The sequence below is a fragment of the Bradyrhizobium sp. 25ACV genome, assembly GCF_054863005.1.
On sequence record NZ_JAVAYO010000152.1, the window covers coordinates 1 to 257 of the forward strand.

Sequence of the window (257 nt, forward strand, 5' to 3'; positions counted from 1 at the left end):
TGGGGATTCAAGGCCACGGAATATGCGTATGGGCCGATTATTGCCGGTGAATTGAAAGATCAATATCAAAGAATTAGAGACATCGACAAACGCGATCCAATCAGAGACGCCAAGATCCAGATCGGTGATGGGCGCGGCATGCAACACGCCGAGGCGAATTCTTTCGATCCGAGAAACAGAGAATCGCTGCAAGCTGCCCGCGCCGTGCTCGGAAATTATGCCGAGACTTTGAGGGATGGCCGTTCGCAAGACACGCG

1 protein-coding gene is annotated in these 257 nt (G+C 52.9%); it reads left to right on the forward strand.

The annotated features are described in order from the left end of the window. Positions 1 to 257: hypothetical protein (locus tag RAD04_RS38950; protein WP_461628005.1), on the forward strand; the 257-nt coding region annotated here is incomplete at both ends.